General features: G+C 40.6%; 1 pseudogene. It reads left to right on the forward strand.

What is annotated here, in order from left to right:
* Positions 1-112 precede the first annotated feature (112 nt).
* Positions 113-613, forward strand: a pseudogene (locus tag R7Q48_RS28750) (AraC family transcriptional regulator); the annotation flags it as partial.

Here is a 613-nt window from a genome sequence, read left to right on the forward strand (position 1 = left end):
AATTGAGATATCATTATCAATAATTAGCGGCTCAAAATAACCCTACTCACAAGAGCTACGGAAGGCCTATAGGGAGTTGAGTTGATATAAATTGATATATAAGGTTTTCGTCTTGCTTCGCCAACTTGTCCTGATTTTCTGGGGACTCTTCATATCATCTCAAGCATTTGCGCTGAACAACGCAAATGCCATCTTTTACCCTTTGCCTACTCAGGTTAAGGGCACTTTTATTGCTGCGAAAAAATTGTTCTTGGGCGAGCAAGGTGGGCTATGGATTCATGATGTACATGGCCGCGTTCTTTTTTATGACGGCCAGAATGTTCTGCCGAAATCAGGGAGTTTTTTGCAAACGACCGCAAAGCAGCTTGCGTATCATCAAGGGTCATTCTGGACCTTTGTCGAAAATGAGGTTTATCAGACCTACCCAAACAAAGAAAGGCAGTTGGTCTTTAGCCTTAACCCCGGGTCGCAAATTAGAAAAATAGGTTCATCAGGTGATTATATTTGGGTCAGTGATGGCGCACATTTTTATACCTACAACATCAAAACCAATGAACTTGATTCATTTTCACTGCTTCAACTTTATCAACATAGCAATAATAGTTATGTGTAC

It is taken from the genome of Vibrio sp. 378 (assembly GCF_033339435.1).